The organism is Stenotrophomonas sp. CC22-02, assembly GCF_004365115.1.
GTDB classification, from domain to species: domain Bacteria; phylum Pseudomonadota; class Gammaproteobacteria; order Xanthomonadales; family Xanthomonadaceae; genus Stenotrophomonas; species Stenotrophomonas forensis.
In genome coordinates this window covers 851768-867336 of sequence record NZ_SOCO01000001.1, presented here as the reverse complement: position 1 = coordinate 867336, position 15569 = coordinate 851768, and the positions used below count along the sequence as shown (strand labels likewise).

Annotated in this window: 13 protein-coding genes; 5 read left to right on the top strand and 8 right to left on the bottom strand. The window is 68.1% G+C overall.

Features of this window, described 5'->3' with window-relative positions:
* Positions 1 to 14: 14 nt before the first annotated feature.
* Positions 15 to 2435 carry an EAL domain-containing protein gene (locus N440_RS04120; protein ID WP_049456446.1) on the bottom strand — a complete coding sequence of 807 codons (2421 nt, stop codon included), beginning with the start codon at positions 2433 to 2435 and terminating at the stop codon, positions 15 to 17.
* A 227-nt stretch (positions 2436 to 2662) separates the two neighbouring features.
* Entirely contained in the window at positions 2663 to 4609 is a 1947-nt protein-coding gene (locus N440_RS04115) for a DEAD/DEAH box helicase (RefSeq protein WP_133934178.1), read from the bottom strand.
* A 236-nt stretch (positions 4610 to 4845) separates the two neighbouring features.
* Here N440_RS04115 and N440_RS04110 point away from each other — a divergent pair, with 236 nt between their 5' ends.
* The gene (locus tag N440_RS04110; RefSeq protein WP_006426190.1) at positions 4846 to 5067 is read left to right on the top strand and encodes an RNA-binding S4 domain-containing protein; all 222 of its coding nucleotides are present in this window, start codon (positions 4846 to 4848) and stop codon (positions 5065 to 5067) included.
* A gap of 11 nt (positions 5068 to 5078) precedes the next feature.
* Here the strand turns inward: N440_RS04110 and ubiM are convergent, their stop codons facing one another.
* The 4 genes from ubiM to N440_RS04090 form a co-directional block, all read right to left on the bottom strand.
* Positions 5079 to 6257, bottom strand: a complete 1179-nt coding sequence (ubiM, locus tag N440_RS04105; protein WP_133934177.1) for a 5-demethoxyubiquinol-8 5-hydroxylase UbiM — start codon at positions 6255 to 6257, stop codon at positions 5079 to 5081.
* 80 nt (positions 6258 to 6337) lie between these two features.
* Positions 6338 to 6727 (bottom strand): MAPEG family protein, encoded by a 390-nt coding sequence (locus N440_RS04100; protein WP_133934176.1) that lies wholly within the window; start codon positions 6725 to 6727, stop codon positions 6338 to 6340.
* A gap of 11 nt (positions 6728 to 6738) precedes the next feature.
* Entirely contained in the window at positions 6739 to 7284 is a 546-nt protein-coding gene (locus N440_RS04095; protein WP_053449184.1) for a DUF4019 domain-containing protein, read from the bottom strand.
* A 58-nt stretch (positions 7285 to 7342) separates the two neighbouring features.
* The gene (locus tag N440_RS04090) at positions 7343 to 8506 is read right to left on the bottom strand and encodes a hypothetical protein (protein WP_133934175.1); all 1164 of its coding nucleotides are present in this window, start codon (positions 8504 to 8506) and stop codon (positions 7343 to 7345) included.
* Positions 8507 to 8929: 423 nt separating this feature from the next.
* Here N440_RS04090 and N440_RS04085 point away from each other — a divergent pair, with 423 nt between their 5' ends.
* From N440_RS04085 to N440_RS04075, 3 genes are all read left to right on the top strand, one after another.
* Positions 8930 to 10408 (top strand): DNA-3-methyladenine glycosylase 2, encoded by a 1479-nt coding sequence (locus N440_RS04085; protein WP_049458875.1) that lies wholly within the window; start codon positions 8930 to 8932, stop codon positions 10406 to 10408.
* Complete coding sequence (locus N440_RS04080) at positions 10405 to 10896, top strand: methylated-DNA--[protein]-cysteine S-methyltransferase (protein WP_049458877.1); 492 nt, start codon at positions 10405 to 10407, stop codon at positions 10894 to 10896. Before N440_RS04085 ends, N440_RS04080 begins: the two co-directional genes overlap by 4 nt.
* A 161-nt stretch (positions 10897 to 11057) precedes the next feature.
* Positions 11058 to 12308, top strand: coding sequence for an ectonucleotide pyrophosphatase/phosphodiesterase (locus N440_RS04075; RefSeq protein WP_133934174.1), 1251 nt, complete (start codon positions 11058 to 11060; stop codon positions 12306 to 12308).
* A 100-nt stretch (positions 12309 to 12408) separates the two neighbouring features.
* On the opposite strand, the gene N440_RS04070 is transcribed toward N440_RS04075, so the two are convergent.
* Both N440_RS04070 and N440_RS04065 read right to left on the bottom strand, forming a co-directional pair.
* A complete protein-coding gene (locus N440_RS04070) occupies positions 12409 to 12588 on the bottom strand; it encodes a 30S ribosomal protein THX (RefSeq protein WP_004150462.1) in 180 nt (59 codons plus the stop codon).
* Between the two features lie 110 nt (positions 12589 to 12698).
* Positions 12699 to 13112, bottom strand: a complete 414-nt coding sequence (locus tag N440_RS04065; RefSeq protein WP_008264835.1) for a MerC domain-containing protein — start codon at positions 13110 to 13112, stop codon at positions 12699 to 12701.
* Positions 13113 to 13247: 135 nt separating this feature from the next.
* Here N440_RS04065 and N440_RS04060 point away from each other — a divergent pair, with 135 nt between their 5' ends.
* On the top strand, positions 13248 to 15464 hold the full coding sequence (locus N440_RS04060; RefSeq protein ID WP_133934173.1) for a TonB-dependent receptor: 2217 nt from the start codon (positions 13248 to 13250) through the stop codon (positions 15462 to 15464).
* Positions 15465 to 15569: the final 105 nt, after the last annotated feature.

Sequence of the window (15569 nt, the reverse complement as noted above, 5' to 3'; positions counted from 1 at the left end):
TCGTCGCCGTCCGTTCAGCCCGCGCCCTGCGGCCCGTTCACCGCCACCAGCCGGAAGGGCTTCAGGTCGGTCAGGGTCATCCGTTCCAGCGGCTGCGGCCGTTCGATCGCATAGCCCTGCAGGCCCTGTACCCCCAGCCTGGTCAGCGCGCCGGCCACCTCGGCGGTCTCCACCCACTCGGCCACCACTTCCATCTGCAGCTCGCGCCCCAGCTCGCTGATCGCCCGCACGGTGGCATGGCTGACCGGGTCGGTGTCCATGTCGCGCACGAATGCACCATCGATCTTCAGGATGTCGGCCGGCAGCTGGCGCAGGTAGCCGAACGAGGACAGGCCGGACCCGAAGTCGTCCAGCGCCATCCGGCAGCCCCGCGCCTTCACCGCATCGATGAAGGCGCGCGCCTGGCTGAGGTTGCTGATCGCAGCGGTCTCGGTGATCTCGAAGCACAGCTTGGATGCCAGTGCGCGGTTGCGCTCGAGCAGGTCGCAGACGAAGGCCAGGAATCCTGGCTCGGCGATCGACTGGGCCGAAACGTTGACGTTGCACAGGCCGAGCTGGCGCACGTGCGCCGGGCAGACCTGCAGGTGCCGGAACAGCAGCCCGAGCACGTGGCGATCCAGCGCCACGGCCATGCCGTAGCGTTCCACCGCCGGCATGAACTGGCCGGGCAGATGCAGGCTGCCGTCGGTGCCGCGCATGCGCACCAGCACCTCGTAGTGCAGGTACGAGGGATCTCCCACCCGGGCGATGCGCTGCGCATACAGCAGCATGCGGTTCTCGGCCATCGCCAGGCTGACGCCCTGCAGGCGTTCGGCCTCCAGCCGCCGTTCTTCCAGCGCCATGCGGTTCTCGTTGAAGCAGTGCACGCGGTTGCGGCCCGCCTGCTTGGCCGCGTAGCAGGCGCTGTCGGCGGCACTCATCAGCCAGTTCACGTCGGGCGCATCGGCACTGACCTCGACCACGCCGATGCTGCAGCTCAGCTGCGGGCTGCCCTCGCTGATCGGGAAGGTGGCCTGGCCCAGGTTGCGGATCACCCGCTGCAGCACCCGCTTGGCTTCGTCCTGGCCGGCATGGGCGAGGAACACGGCGAACTCATCGGCGCCGAGCCGGCCGACCCAGTCGCCATCGCGCACGGCCGCCACCAGGTAATCGGCGAAACTGCGCAGCATCTGATCGCCGGCGGCATGGCCGAAGCTGTCGTTGACCAGCTTGAAATGATCCAGGTTGATGTAGCACAGCGAATGCGTGCCGCCGTCACTGCGCACCTGCAGCAGCGCGCGTTCCAGCAGCCGTTCGATCTCGCGGCGGTTGATCAGCCCGGTCAGCGGATCGTGGCTGGCGTGATGCTCGATCTCACGTGCCAGCGCATGGTTCTGGCTGACATCCTCGATGATCGCGAACACCGACAGCCCCCCGCTGCTGTGCACGCCGGTACCACTCCAGCGCCCCCAGACCAGGCTGCCGTCGCGCCGCCGGAAGCGCAGTTCGCTTGGCCGCAGCTGCCGGTCCCAGTCGATGCGGCCGACACCGTCGATGACCAGTTCGCCGTCCATCAGCAGATCGTGCAGTGACATCTGCAGCAGCACATCGCGACGATAATCGAGAATATCCGCCATGGCCTGGTTGGCCTCGATCACCTTGCCATCGGTGTCGAGCTTGAGCATGCCCACGTTGGCCTGGTAGAACGCCGCGCGGAAACGGCTCTCGTGTTCGGTCAGGTCCTTGCCGACGCGACGCGCCAGCGCCACGGCCATCAGGCTGATCGCCAGCACCGACAGGCCCGCAACCATCAACGTGGCCAGCCTCACCAGCGTCGCCATCCGCAACAGCGCCTGCGAGAACGCCTGGCTCTGCACCTGCATCCGCCGATCAAGGTCACCCAGTTGCTGCAGGTAGCGGTCACGTGCGGCGGTCGGCAGCGGGTCACTGCCGTGCCGCAGCTGCAACTCATCGATCAGGCGCTGCACCGCCATCAGGTCGCCGTCGGTCTTCCGCCACAGCGCGGTTGCTTCGCGGAAGGCACCGATATCGCGTGCATAGCGGAACGAGAACACCAGGCGCGGAATATCGGCGCGCGCATTGCCGCCCTGCAGGAACCCCTGCCTGGCCTTGGCTTCATCCGGCTCCGCCTGTTCCAGCGCCAGCCGCGCCTGCAGATCGCCCAACGGCACCTGCAGGGCCTGGCGTGCGTCGTCCAGGTCCTGGGCATCGCCCCGCGCCAGGTAACGACTGAGCGCGGCGGTTGCATCCTGCTGACCGCGCGACCAGTAGCCCTGGCCGGCAATCCAGGCGGTGGAGGCCGCCTGCAGTTCCTGGATCAGCGCGGACAGTGCGACCAATCCAATCGCCATGCCCGTCAGCAACGCAAATCGCAGTCCCAGGCCACGGGTCATGGGAACCCGTCGGCTCTGCTGGTCCGTGCCACTCCTACCCATCCCGGATCCCCCCGAATGTGCTGCGGTGACAACCTCCCTTGGAACCGCCCCAGCCTAGGACCGGGAATGTGTTGACCATGCGAAAAAGGGGACGGAGGGGATTAAGTCGTTTTCGGCATAAGCGCGTGGCCTGCCATTTACGACTTAATCCCCTCCGTCCCCTTTTTGCAGGCCCGAAACGGGCAACGCCAGCCCGAAGGCTGGCGTTGTCAGGGCTGCGGTGCGGCTCAGTAGCTGCGCGGGCCGCGCGGCTTGAAGCCGTCACGACGCGGCGGGCGGCTGTCGCGGTCACCGCCACGGTCGCCACCGTGACCACCCGGACCACCCGGGCCGCCACGACGCGGACCACCCGGGCCGCCCGGGCCACGCTTGTCGAAGCGCGGCTTGAACGGACGCGGGGCCGGGTTGGTGTCTTCACCCGGCGCCAGCGCGCGCATCTGCAGCTGCTGGCCCGACACCCACACCTTCTGCAGGTGCGACAGCACGTCCGGCGGCATCTGTGCCGGCAGGTCCAGCAGCGAGAAATCGTCGTGGATGTCGATGCGGCCGATGAAGCGGCTTTCCAGGCCGGCTTCGTTGGCGATGGCGCCGACGATGTTGGCCGGCTTCACGCCATGCTGGTGGCCGACCGAAATGCGGTAGGTCTCCATGCCCTGCTCCGGCGCACCACGCGGCGGAACCTCGCGGCGCGGGCGCTGCTCGAAACCACCTTCGGCATCGTCACGACGCGGGCCACGCTCGAAACGCGGGCCGCGCTCGTTGCGGTCGAAGCGATCGCCACGCTCCGGGCGGTCGCCACGGTCGAAGCGCTCGCGCGGCGCACGCTCTTCGCGCGGGGCACGCACCGGCGCCTGCAGCAGGAACGGGGTGTCACCCTGCAGCATCTTGGCCAGCGCGGCGGCCACTTCGATGGCCGGCACGTTCTGCTCGTTCTCGAAGCGCTCCAGCAGCTGGCGGTAGAAATCCAGGCCGCCGGCGCCGAGGGTCTCGCTGATGCGCGAGGTGAACTTGTTGATGCGGGTGTCGTTGACCGCTTCCACGCTCGGCAGCTGCATCTCTTCGATCGGCTGGCGGGTGGCGCGCTCGATCTGGCGCAGCATGCCCTTCTCGCGCGGGGTGGCGAACAGGATCGCCTCGCCGCTGCGGCCGGCACGGCCGGTACGGCCGATGCGGTGCACGTAGCTTTCGGTGTCGTACGGGATGTCGTAGTTCAGCACGTGGCTGATGCGTTCCACGTCCAGGCCACGGGCAGCCACGTCGGTGGCGACCAGGATGTCCAGCTTGCCTTCCTTCAGCATGGCGATGGTGCGCTCACGCTGGGCCTGCTGCATGTCACCGTTGATGGCGGCAGCGGCCAGGCCACGGGCCTGCAGCTTGCTGGCCAGTTCTTCGGTGCCGGCCTTGGTACGGGCGAAGATGATCATCGCGTCGAACGGCTCGACTTCCAGGATGCGGGTCAGCGCGTCCAGCTTGTGCATGCCGCTCACCCACCAGTAGCGCTGGCGGATGTTGGCCGAGGTGGTGGTCTTGGCCGCGATGGTCACTTCCACCGGGTCCTGCAGGTAGGTCTGCGCGATGCGACGGATCTGCGGCGGCATGGTGGCCGAGAACAGGGCCACCTGGCGCTGCTCCGGCAGCTTCTTCAGCACGGCTTCGACGTCGTCGATGAAGCCCATGCGCAGCATTTCATCGGCTTCGTCCAGCACCAGGGTCTTCAGCTCGGACAGGTCCAGGGTGCTGCGGTCCAGGTGATCGATCACGCGGCCGGGGGTACCGACCACGATGTGCACGCCGCGGCGCAGCGCCGACAGCTGCTGGCCGTACGGCTGGCCGCCGTACACCGGCAGCACGCGGAAGCCCGGAATCTTCGACGAATAGGACTGGAACGCCTCGGCCACCTGGATGGCCAGCTCGCGGGTCGGCGCCAGGATCAGGGCCTGGGGCTTGATCTGCTGCAGGTCGATGTTGGACAGTACCGGCAGTGCGAACGCAGCGGTCTTGCCGGTACCGGTCTGGGCCTGGCCCAGCACGTCGCGGCCTTCCAGCATCGCCGGGATGGTGGCGGCCTGGATCGGCGACGGGGTTTCGTAGCCGATGGCGGTGACCGCCTGCATCACGGGCTCGGACAGGCCGAGCTGCGCAAACTGCAGCGGCGCTTGGGAATCTTGGGACATGGGGAACTCCGAAGGCACTGCCGTCGTTCTGGCAGTGCGATAAAAAAGGGATGGTCCGCGCTTTGGGCGCCCTTCTTATCGCGTGCCCTGGCGCTGCTCGGTCGGAGGAGATTTCACTCGCTCAGAGCGGAATGATACCGCATTGATCCTGAACGAGGCGTACAGCTTTCCAGGCGCGTGCCGTCATGCCCGGTGCTGGCGCACAATACGCGCCCTCTTCCCAGGAACCCCGCTCCATGCAGATTCTCGAATTCGACCTCGACGGCGACTACGTCGAACTCAAGCAGCTGCTCAAGCTGGCCGACCTGGTCACCAGCGGCGGCGAGGCCAAGATGGTCATCAGCGAAGGCCAGGTATTGGTCGACGGTGAGGTTGAACTGCGCAAGGCCTGCAAGATCCGCGCGGGCCAGGTGGTCGAGTTCGCCGACAGCCAGATCCGCGTGCTGGCTGCCGGCTGATCTGAACCCGTTCAGGCCACGCGCTGGGTCAGGTGCGAGGCGATCAATTGCCTGAACGGCGCCACGCCCTGCGCCACGCGCAGGCCGGCCGCACGCAGCAGCCGCGCCGGGCGTCGATCGTCGGTGTACAGGCTGGCGATCGCGTTGGTGGCCTCGTACAACGGCCGCGACGCCAGTCGATGGCCACGCTGATAACGGGCCAGCATGCCCTCGGCCGCGATGTCGGCACCACGCCGCTGCTGCTCGACGATGCCCTGCGCCAGCCGCTGTGCGCTGGCCAGGCCCAGGTTGAAGCCATGCGCGGTGACCGGGTGCATGCCCACCGCCGCATCGCCGACCAGCGCAGAGCGCTCGCCCACGAACCGGTGCGCATATACCCCTACCAGCGGATACGCCTGCGGCGTGGCCACCGGCTGCATCCGGCCCAGGCGGTGCTCGAAGCAGGCACTGATGGCCTCACCGAAGGCCACCTCGTCCATCGCCAGCAGTTCCTCGATCTGCCGCGGCGGCAGCGTGATCACCGCCGATGCCTGGCCCTCGTTGAGCGGCAGCAACGCCATGGTGCGGCCATAGCCGAACCACTCCCACGCGGTGTGGTGATGATCGCGCTCGACCTGCATGCGGCAGACCAGCATCGACTTGCCGAAGTCGCGCATCTGCGCGCCGATGCCGAGCATGCGACGGGTTGCCGAAAAGCGGCTGTCGGCGGCCACCAGCAGCCGCGCGTGCAGCTTGCTGCCGTCGTCCAGCGTAGCCACGTGGCCCTGTGCATCGGCCTGCACGCCGAGCACCTTGCGGCCATCGAACAACTCCAGCCCATCCTGGCCCTGCACGGCATCCCACGCGGCGCGGCGGATCAGATGGTTGGGCACCAGCCAGCCCAGCGGCTGGCCGTCGACCTGGCTGCTGGCGAAGGTCAGCGCGAACGGCGAGCCGCCGTTCATCACCCTTGCGTCGCGCAACTCGGCCACTTCGGCCTGCGCCAGGCGCTGCCACAGCCCCAGCTGTTCCATGCTCTGCCGCGAGGCATGGGTCAGCGCGATCTCGCGACCATCAAAGGCCGCCTCGGCCAGTACCTGGCGCGGCTGCACCTCCACCAGCCCGACCTGCAGGCCGCTACCGGCCAGCGCGCGTGCGAAGCACAGGCCCGCCGGTCCCGCGCCGACCACCACCACGTCCATCCTGCGCATGCGCGCCTCCTGCCGTTGATCCAGTCCGCGCCAGCATAGCGCCGCGTAGCTGACCGGCCTTGATCTGGATCAGGCCCGGCTCACAACAACGCGAACACCAGCGCCAGGATGGCCAGCAGCGATACCGCCCAGACCAGGCTGCGCACATAGGGCACGCCGGCGGCATACAGCGGCAGATAGACCACCCGCGCCCAGAAGTAGGCCTGCGCGGCCAATGCGGTGGTGTCGTTGCCACGCCCGGCCAGCACCACCGCGATCGCGGCGGCGGCGAAGAACGGGAAGGTCTCCAGGAAGTTGGCCTGGGCCCGCTGCAGGCGGCCGGCCAGCGCACTGAGCGGCCGGGCCTGGCCATCACGCGCCGAGGCATTCCACTTCAGGCCGCGCTCGCGGGTGACCACGGTGGAGGTAGCGAAGATGTAGACAAAGCCCAGCAGCACCGACCAGGCCAGCATCGTCAGTTCAGTTGCCATCATTGCGCTCCTCAGGGTGCCGATGCACGCAGGCTGTAACCGGCCAGGCGCCACACCTGGTCCTCGTCGAAACGGAACGACACCAGTTCGCGTACCGGCTGCGCGCTGTTGGCGAAGCGGGTCGGGAAGCTGACGTTGATGTACAGGCCTTCGGGCACGGCGGCACCGGCGCCGTACTTGACCCGGGTGATGGTCGGCTGGCCGCGGCCGGCCATCGCGCCCAACCGCGTGCGCTCGGTGGTCAGTTGGCTGACGAAGGCCGCCTTGGGCACCGCACGTCGCGCGACGGCGGAGGCGCCTTCCCACAATTCGCCGGCACGATTGGCATCGACCAGCTGCGCCGCCTTCACTGCGGCCGCGCCCATTTCCGCGTCCTGCTTCTGCACCTGCGCCTGCTGCGCGGCGGTCAACGCCGGGGCACCGGCGGTGGCCGGCTTCGCAGCCGCCGGCGATGCCGGCGCCGGGCGCGCGGGTGCAGGGGCGGGCGTGGCCGGCGCAGGCACCTGCGCCAACACAGTGAAAGGCATCAGGGACAGCAGCAGGAGCACGCGCTTCATGGACACCGCCGGTTACCGGGAAAGAACCGCAGTCTACGCCAGCGCAGTGAGCTGTTCGTCAGCGCGCGTGGGCGCTGCCCTCGACCACCGCAGCGTCGGCCTGTGCGGCAGGCTTTCCGGCGTCCGCCGGCGCCTGCTCGGCCACCGGCGGCGGCTCGGACGGTGCCGGTGGCAGCGTCGCCACATCGATCTCCGACAACGGGCTTTCTTCCGGGCATACCGCATCCGGGAAACCGAAGCGCTGCTTCAGTGCCTGGCCACAGCTGTTGATCGATTCCATGTCAGCGCCTTCGCGCTTGCACTGCTGGTCGAAAGCGATCAGGAACGCATCCTTGCGCTGTACGAAATCATCACCGCAGGCGCGCATCTGCTTGATCCGCTCCAGGTCGTCCTGAACCGCGTTGGTGCCATCCAGGCCGTACTGGCGCAGCTCGTCGGGGGTCAGCAGGCGCAGGCTGCGGTTGGGCACGGTCATCATCAGATCGGCGACGCCTACCGCCACGCCGTTGCGCTGCAGATAGTCCTTCACGTTGTCGTAGACCTCGTGCAGCTCGCGGTTGAGCTCGGCGCGCGAGGTGGCCTTGGAACTGATGCGCATCATGCGGTGGATGCCGACCTTGCCCGACAGCAGGCGGTTGTCGCCGGCAGCCAGCACGAACACGCAGGCACTGTGGCAGATCGAGCCTTCGCGCACCCAGATCGTCCAGCCCGCCTCACCGATGCTGTCACCGGCAACGATCGCCGATTCCACCTGGCCACCACTGGAATCCAGATCGAGGATGCGCTTGTGGATCTTCTGCTCATCGGCAACCACGGCCAGCCGCCACATCATCTCGGCGAAGCCCGGATTGATCTTTCCGGAATAGCGCACGCGCATCAGCCCACGCTCGGTACACGGCGCCAGCGCCTGGCTGATCTGATCGCGCTGCAGGCCCTCCAGCTCGACGCCATCGCCGGCCTCGCCGGCGTACTCGGTGCTGCAGCTGACCCAGGCGCGGCCATTCTCCAGCTGCGCCTGTGGCCAAGGCCGATCCGCCCGGCTGCGCGGCGGCGCAGGCGGCGGCGGTGCGTCAGCCGCATTGATCGACACCATGTTCTCGCCATCACTGGCCGGCGCCCGCGCGGCCTTGTCGGCGGCGGTCACATTGCCCGGATTCTCCAGCTGACTACAGCCCCCCAGGGCCAGGCACAACAGGGGCAACCAGCGGAGTTTGGCGGACATCGGGCAACCGGTCTTCAGGGAAGCAAGGGCCACAGTCTACCTTTCCAGCGCGCGCATTCAGCGCGCGGCACTGAACCCCTTCTGACCCTGGGGAAAGCGTGTCGACCAAGGTCGACACCCACCAACAGCAAAAGCGTGCCGACCAACGGTCGGCACCCACCAACAGCAGCGACCGACTGTCAGAGGTGGGGCGGTGTGGGTTGGCAGGACCGTTGGCGCCATGGATGGCGCCATCGAGCCCCCATGGACGGGTTTACGGCGTGTCCTGCCAGCCCACACCGCCCCGCCATCCCACGGACTGCCAGCTTTTGATTGAGACGTTGACGTTGCAGGTGCAGGGCTGCAAGCCCTGCCAGAACCCTCTCCAGCATCCATGTCCGAATCCGGCGAGTATCCCCGCCCGCACCCGCCTAGACTGGCGCCATGGACACCGCCCTCGCCCTCGACACCGCCGCCTGCGACCGCGCCCGCCTGGCCCGCGACGCACGCTTCGACGGCGTGTTCTTCACCGCCGTGCGCAGCACCGGCATCTACTGCCGCCCGGTGTGCCCGGCGCCACCACCGAAGCCACGCAACATCACCTATTACCCGACCGCCGCCGCGGCCGCTGCGGCCGGCTACCGGCCGTGCCTGCGCTGCCGCCCGGAACTGGCCCCCCAGGCCCAGCAGGCACTCGCCGGGCAGACCGTGCAGCGCGCCCTCGCCTTGATCCAGGGTGGCTTCCTGCAGGAACAACCCGTAGCAGACCTCGCAGAGAAGATCGGACTCAGCGCACGCCAGCTGCAACGCCTGTTCGTCGAACACCTGGGCGCGACACCCGGACAGATCCACGCCACCCATCGCCTGCTGCTGGCCAAGCAGCTGTTGACCGAAACCACGCTGCCGGTGACCGACGTCGCGCTGGCCGCCGGCTATAACAGCCTGCGCCGCTTCAATACCGCGTTCCTGCAGGGCTGCGGCATGGCCCCCACCGCGCTGCGCCGCCAGCACCAACCCCTCGCCGCCGATGAGGGGGGCCTGGTACTGCGCCTGGCCTACCGGCCACCGCTGGACTTCCCACGCATGCTGGCCTTCCTGCGCAAGCGCAGCCTGCCCGGCATCGAACTGATCGGCGAAGACAGCTACCAGCGCGTGTTGGGCACGCCTGAGCGGCCCACCCTGCTGCGCGTCACCGCCGATCCGAAACGGCCGGAACTGCACCTGCAGCTCAGCGCCGTCGATCCGCGCCTGATTCCAGACATCGTGCGTCGCGTGCGCCGCGTGTTCGATCTGGATGCCGACCTGCAGCAGGTGCACGCCGCACTGGGCGAAGAACCGCTGCTGGCGCGCGGCATCGCCGAACGCCCCGGGCTGCGTGTTCCTGGCGGCTGGGATGGATTCGAAGTGGGCGTGCGCGCGGTGCTCGGCCAGCAGGTCAGCGTCGCCGCGGCCACCACGTTCGCGCGCCGCCTGGTGGATGCCTTCGGCGCACACCTGCCCGGCATGCCGTCCGATTTCGATCGCCAGTTCCCTGCACCGGAAGTGCTGGCCGAGGCACCGCTGGAATCGATCGGCCTGCCGCGCAGCCGTGCCGCCACGGTGCGCGCGCTGGCAGCCGCCTGCGCCAGCGGCCAGCTCGATTTTGGGCCTGGCCAGGCGCTGGAAGAATTCGTCACCCGCTGCGTGGCATTGCCTGGCATCGGCCCGTGGACCGCGCAGTACATCGCCCTGCGGGGTCTCGGCCAGCCTGATGCTTTCCCTGCCGGCGACCTGGTGCTGCAGCAGGTCCTCGGCCATGCGCAGGGCCAGCGCCTGAGCGAGCGCGCGACAGAAGCACGCTCGCAGCCCTGGCGGCCGTGGCGCGCGTATGCCGTGCTGCACCTGTGGCACCTGTCCGGCACTTTCGTTGGAGAACCGACATGACCCTGTTGTTCGACCGTTTCGACAGCCCGATCGGCGTGCTGACCATCGCCGGTGACGAGCGCGGACTCGCGCATGTGCTGTTCCCGGAAAACCGCCATCCGGCACGTGGCCGCGACGACTGGCACTACGCCCCGGATGCGCTGCCGGAAGCCCGCCAGCAGCTGCTGCAGTTCCTGCACGGCGAACGCAGCAGCTTCGATCTGGAACTGGCACCGCGCGGCACGCCGTTCCAGCTGCGCGTGTGGCAGGCGCTGGCGCTGATCCCGTTCGGGCAGACCTGGAGTTACCTGCAGCTGGCACAGCACCTGGGCCAGCCCAGCGCAACACGCGCGGTGGGCGCCGCCAATGGCCGCAACCCGTTGCCGATCATCCTGCCCTGCCATCGCGTGATCGGCAGCAACGGCGCACTGACCGGGTTCGGCGGCGGCCTGGAGACCAAGGCCGCGCTGCTGCGCCTGGAACAACGCCAGGCCCCGTTGTTTGCATGAGGGCCGGCCCGGCTGCGTACTGCGTTGCCGTGGGTAGGTCTCGACCTTGGTTGACACGGGCGCGCCGACAGGCGCGGGGATAAGGAAGAATGCGCGGACACGCTGCGCCCTTCGGCGCAGCGTGTCTTGGGCCGGTCATTGCGCCGGCTTATCATGCACGGATGACTTCCGTACGCCTGACCTGCGCGCTGGCGCTGCTGCTGCCGTTGGCCGCCTGCACCACCGCGCCCGCGCCCTCCGCCTCCGTTGCCACGCCCGTTGCTGCGGCTGCGCCGCCGAAGCTGCTGCTGATCTCCATCGACGGCCTGCGCGCCGACGCGCTCGATCGCGGCCTGACCCCGAACCTGCAGCGGCTGATCGACGGCGGCGTGCGTGCACGCTGGATGACCCCGTCCTATCCGTCACTGACCTTCCCCAACCACTACACCATCGTCACCGGCCTGCGCCCGGACCACCACGGCATCGTCAACAACAGCATGGACGACGAGGCACTGGGCCGTTTCGAGCTGAGCAACCGCGAGGCGGTCACGACCAGCGCGTGGTGGGGCGGCGAGCCGATCTGGGTCGGCGCCGAGAACGCCGGCGTGCGTTCGGCCACCACCTCGTGGCCGGGCAGCGAGTCGGAAATCCGCGGGGTGCGCCCGAGCCAGTGGCGCATCTACGACGGCCAGGAACCGCTGGAGCAGCGTGCCGGCATCGTGCTTGACTGGCTGGGACAGACCGATGCCGATGCGCCGCGCCTGACCACGCTGTACATGGAGCACGTGGACAAGGCCGGCCACCACTACGGCCCGGATTCGAAGCAGTATGCCGACGCCATCGTGCGCGCCGACCAGATCGTCGGCCAGGTGCTGGATGGACTGCAGCAGCGCGGGCTGGCGTCGACCACCAACGTGATCGTGGTGTCCGACCATGGCATGGCCAGCGTCGCCGATGGCCACGTGATCGCCACCGAATCGATGGCCGATCCGGCCATCGCACGCAATGTCAGCCAGGGTCAGTCGGTGGGCTTCGCGCCGGTCGCGGGCCGCGAAGCAGACGCCGAGCGCGTCCTGCTCGGCCGCCACACCCACTACGAATGCTGGAAGAAGGAAAACCTGCCGCCGCGCTGGCACTACGGTACGCACCCGCGGGTGCCGCCGATCGTCTGCGCCATGGATGAAGGCTGGGATGCCCTGCATCGGGACCGGATCGCCAAGCGCACCAAGCAGGATCGCGGTTCGCATGGCTACGACAACGCCCTGCCGTCCATGCGTGCGGTGTTCGTGGCCAGTGGCCCGTCGTTCCGCCAGGGCCTGGTGATCGATGGCTTCGACAACGTCGATGTCTACCCGCTGCTGGCGCATCTGCTGCAGGTGCCGGCCGCGCCGAACGACGGCAACCCGGAAACGCTGAAACAGACTCTGCGCTGACGCCGCCGTAGAGCCGGGCCCACGCCCGGCTCGGCGAACAGGCATAAAAAAACGCGGCGCCAGGCGCCGCGTTTTTTCTTGAAGCGGTCGACCGGCCGGATCAGGCCTTGGCGACAGCCTTCTTCGCCACAGCCTTCTTCGCCGGAGCCTTGGCCACGGTCTTCTTGGCAACCGGGGCGGCGGCGCCTACGGCGACCTTGCTCGCGGTGTGCGAACGGGCGTTGCCGTAGCTGGCGTTGTAGCGCTTGCCCTTGGCGGTCTTGCGGTCACCCTTACCCATGTCTTCAACTCCTCAAGTGTGAAATCTGGTTACCCCGTACTGACACGGGTTCGGCGGGGCCGCCTTGCTGGGCGCCCCCGCGCACGATCAGAAATCCTATCACGGAGCGCCTAGTGCGCGCAGCTGGCGTCGTGCACGTGGCCGTGGTTGAGGCGCAGGTTGACCAGGTGTGCGACGCCCACCAACAGGCCGCCGATGGTCATCACCACCGCATGCGGCACCGCGTTGTGATGCAGCGGGTCGTACAGCACGCCGGCCCACAGCGCGACCAGGCCCGGAATCAGGAAACCCAGCGCGCGCAGCGCGCCATGCCGGCGATAGCCCCAGACCAGGCTGAACAGCCCGAGCAGGGTCACGAACACCACCAGGGCCTGCTCCACGCCGTCGCTCAACCAGAACGACAGGCCCAGCGACGGCGCCGCCGCCAGCAGCACGGGGATCACCGCGCAATGCACCGCGCACAGCATCGAACCAGTGGCGCCGAATCGGTCGAGCAGGTGGCGCAGGCGTGAGGACAGGGACATGACTTCCAGCAGGGTCGGCGAATCGTTATGGAATAATATAACATCCGTTCCCGACCCGCACGGTTTCCCTCCCCCTGTCCCATCGACGGGATTCGTGCGCCCCGTGATTGATACATTGTAACAAAGGACCTGCCCATGCCCGCCCACACCCCTCGGCTCAAGCCGCATTCCCTGGCCCTGGCCCTCGCCGCCCTGCTGCCGTCCGTTGCTTTTGCTGCCGGCCAGGACAGCGCCCATCGTGACCGCCACCTGACCGAGCTGTCGTCGGTCCAGGTCACCGCATCGCCGCTGCAGGGCGATGCCGAATCGCTGGCGCGCCCGGTCGAGGTTCTCGCCGGGGAACGCCTGGACGAGCAGAAGGCCGGCACCCTCGGCGATACCGTGGCCAAGCTGCCCGGCGTACAGAGCACGTTCTTCGGCCCGGGCGTCGGCCGCCCGATCATCCGCGGCCAGGAAGGCCCGCGCGTTGCGGTGCTGTCCAACGGCATGGGCAACATGGATGCCTCCACGGTCAGCGCCGACCATGCCACCAGCATCGAGCCGTTCCTGGCCGACCAGATCGAAGTGCTGAAGGGGCCGGCCACGCTGCTGTTCGGCAGCGGCGCCATCGGTGGTGCAGTCAACGTGGTCGATGGCCGCATCGCGCGCGAACTGCCGGAGCGCCCGCTCAGCGGCCGTGCCGAACTGCGCGGCAATTCGGTGAACAACGAACGCAGCGGCATGTTCCGCCTCGATGGTGTCAGCGGCAACGTCGTGCTGCATGTGGACGGCCTGGTGCGCAACGGCGACGACTACCGCATCCCGGGTTACGCGGTGATCGACAGCCTTGAAGATCACCACGACCACGACCACGACCACGATCATGACCACGATGCGGCCGAGGGCGAAGAACCGCGCCGTGGCCGCCTGGACAACAGCTCGATCCGCACCCGTGCCGGTGGCGTCGGCGCAACGTGGCTGGGCGACGGCGGTTACTTCGGCGTATCGGCCAGCACCTATCGCACCAACTACGGCATTCCCAATGGCGCGCACGTGCACGCCGACGGTGATGATCATGGTCATGACCACGGCCACGACCACGGCGATGAAGAGGAAGGCGGCGACGAGCATGACGTGCGCATCGACATGGTGCAGAACCGCTTCGAGACCAAGGCCGGCATCTACGACCCGGTCTCGTTCCTGAAGAACATCAACGCACGCGTGGCCTACACCGACTACGAGCACGTGGAGCTGGAGGCTGGTACGCCGTCGACCCGCTTCACCAACCGTGGCATCGAAGCGCGCCTGGAAGCGGTGCAGCAGCAGATCGGTGGCTGGGACGGTGCCTTCGGCCTGCAGTTCGGCAACAGTGATTTCGGCGCCAAGGGCGAAGAAGCCTTCGTTCCGGATACCGGCACCAGGAACATCGGCCTGTTCGTGCTGCAGGAAAAGCAGTTCGGCCCGTTCAAGCTGGAACTGGGCGGTCGCCACGACCAGGTCAAGCTGGACCCGACCGGTGACTACCGCCGCCGCACCTTTGGCGCCACCAACCTGTCCGCTGCGGGCATCTGGAAGCTCAACGACGCGGTGGACCTGCGCATTGGCGTGGACAGTTCCGAGCGTGCGCCGACCAATGAAGAGCTGTACGCCGCTGGCGCACACATCGCCACTCGTTCGCTGGAAATCGGCGACGCCAACCTGAAGACCGAGCGCGGCCAGCGCGTGGAACTGGGTATCCACACCCACAGTGAGCGCCTGGACTTCTCCGCATCGGTCTACCAGACCAAGTTCAAGGACTTCATCTACCTGGCCGACACCGGCGTCACCGAGAGCCTGCCGGTCCGTGCCTGGACCCAGCAGGACGCGGTATTCCGCGGCGCCGAGGCCGAAGCGCTGGTGCACCTGTTCGAAGGCGGGGCCGGTGATTGGGACCTGCGCCTGTTCGGCGATTACGTGAAGGCCAAGCTGGATGGCAGCGGCAGCCGCAATCTCGACATCGCGGTGCCGCATGGCGACCACAACCACAACTACACGGTGGAACTGGCCAACACCGGCTACCTGCCGCGCATCGCTCCGGCCCGCGTCGGCGCCGACCTGCGCTGGTCGAAGGATGGCTGGCGCGCCTCGGTCGGCGCGGTGCGTTACAGCCGCCAGAAGGACGTCGCGCAGAACGAGGAACCGAGCAACGGCTACACCCTGGTCGACGCGCACCTGGCCTACCGTTGGGACCGCAACGCCAGCAACAGCTACGAGGTGTTCCTGGATGGCAGCAACCTGACCAACCGCGAAGTGCGCCCGCATACCTCGCTGCTGCGCGACTACTCGCCGCTGCCGGGTCGTGGCGTCGCTTTCGGCATCCGCGCGTTCTTCTGATCGCGCACGACGGGGTCGGAGCCCTTTCCGCAGGAAAGGGCTCCGAACCTCCACCACCCACGCATGGCGTGGATCTACAGCATCTCCAGCGGGGGCCTTCGGGCC

Excerpts from the sequence above, each read along its gene's own strand:
- N440_RS04120 (WP_049456446.1), bottom strand. The coding sequence starts at position 2,435 with ATGGGTAGGAGTGGCACGGACCAGCAGAGCCGACGGGTTCCCATGACC.
- N440_RS04115 (WP_133934178.1), bottom strand. The coding sequence starts at position 4,609 with ATGTCCCAAGATTCCCAAGCGCCGCTGCAGTTTGCGCAGCTCGGCCTG.
- N440_RS04110 (WP_006426190.1), top strand. The coding sequence starts at position 4,846 with ATGCAGATTCTCGAATTCGACCTCGACGGCGACTACGTCGAACTCAAG.
- ubiM (WP_133934177.1), bottom strand. The coding sequence starts at position 6,257 with ATGCGCAGGATGGACGTGGTGGTGGTCGGCGCGGGACCGGCGGGCCTG.
- N440_RS04100 (WP_133934176.1), bottom strand. The coding sequence starts at position 6,727 with ATGGCAACTGAACTGACGATGCTGGCCTGGTCGGTGCTGCTGGGCTTT.
- N440_RS04095 (WP_053449184.1), bottom strand. The coding sequence starts at position 7,284 with ATGAAGCGCGTGCTCCTGCTGCTGTCCCTGATGCCTTTCACTGTGTTG.
- N440_RS04090 (WP_133934175.1), bottom strand. The coding sequence starts at position 8,506 with ATGTCCGCCAAACTCCGCTGGTTGCCCCTGTTGTGCCTGGCCCTGGGG.
- N440_RS04085 (WP_049458875.1), top strand. The coding sequence starts at position 8,930 with ATGGACACCGCCCTCGCCCTCGACACCGCCGCCTGCGACCGCGCCCGC.
- N440_RS04080 (WP_049458877.1), top strand. The coding sequence starts at position 10,405 with ATGACCCTGTTGTTCGACCGTTTCGACAGCCCGATCGGCGTGCTGACC.
- N440_RS04075 (WP_133934174.1), top strand. The coding sequence starts at position 11,058 with ATGACTTCCGTACGCCTGACCTGCGCGCTGGCGCTGCTGCTGCCGTTG.
- N440_RS04070 (WP_004150462.1), bottom strand. The coding sequence starts at position 12,588 with ATGGGTAAGGGTGACCGCAAGACCGCCAAGGGCAAGCGCTACAACGCC.
- N440_RS04065 (WP_008264835.1), bottom strand. The coding sequence starts at position 13,112 with ATGTCCCTGTCCTCACGCCTGCGCCACCTGCTCGACCGATTCGGCGCC.
- N440_RS04060 (WP_133934173.1), top strand. The coding sequence starts at position 13,248 with ATGCCCGCCCACACCCCTCGGCTCAAGCCGCATTCCCTGGCCCTGGCC.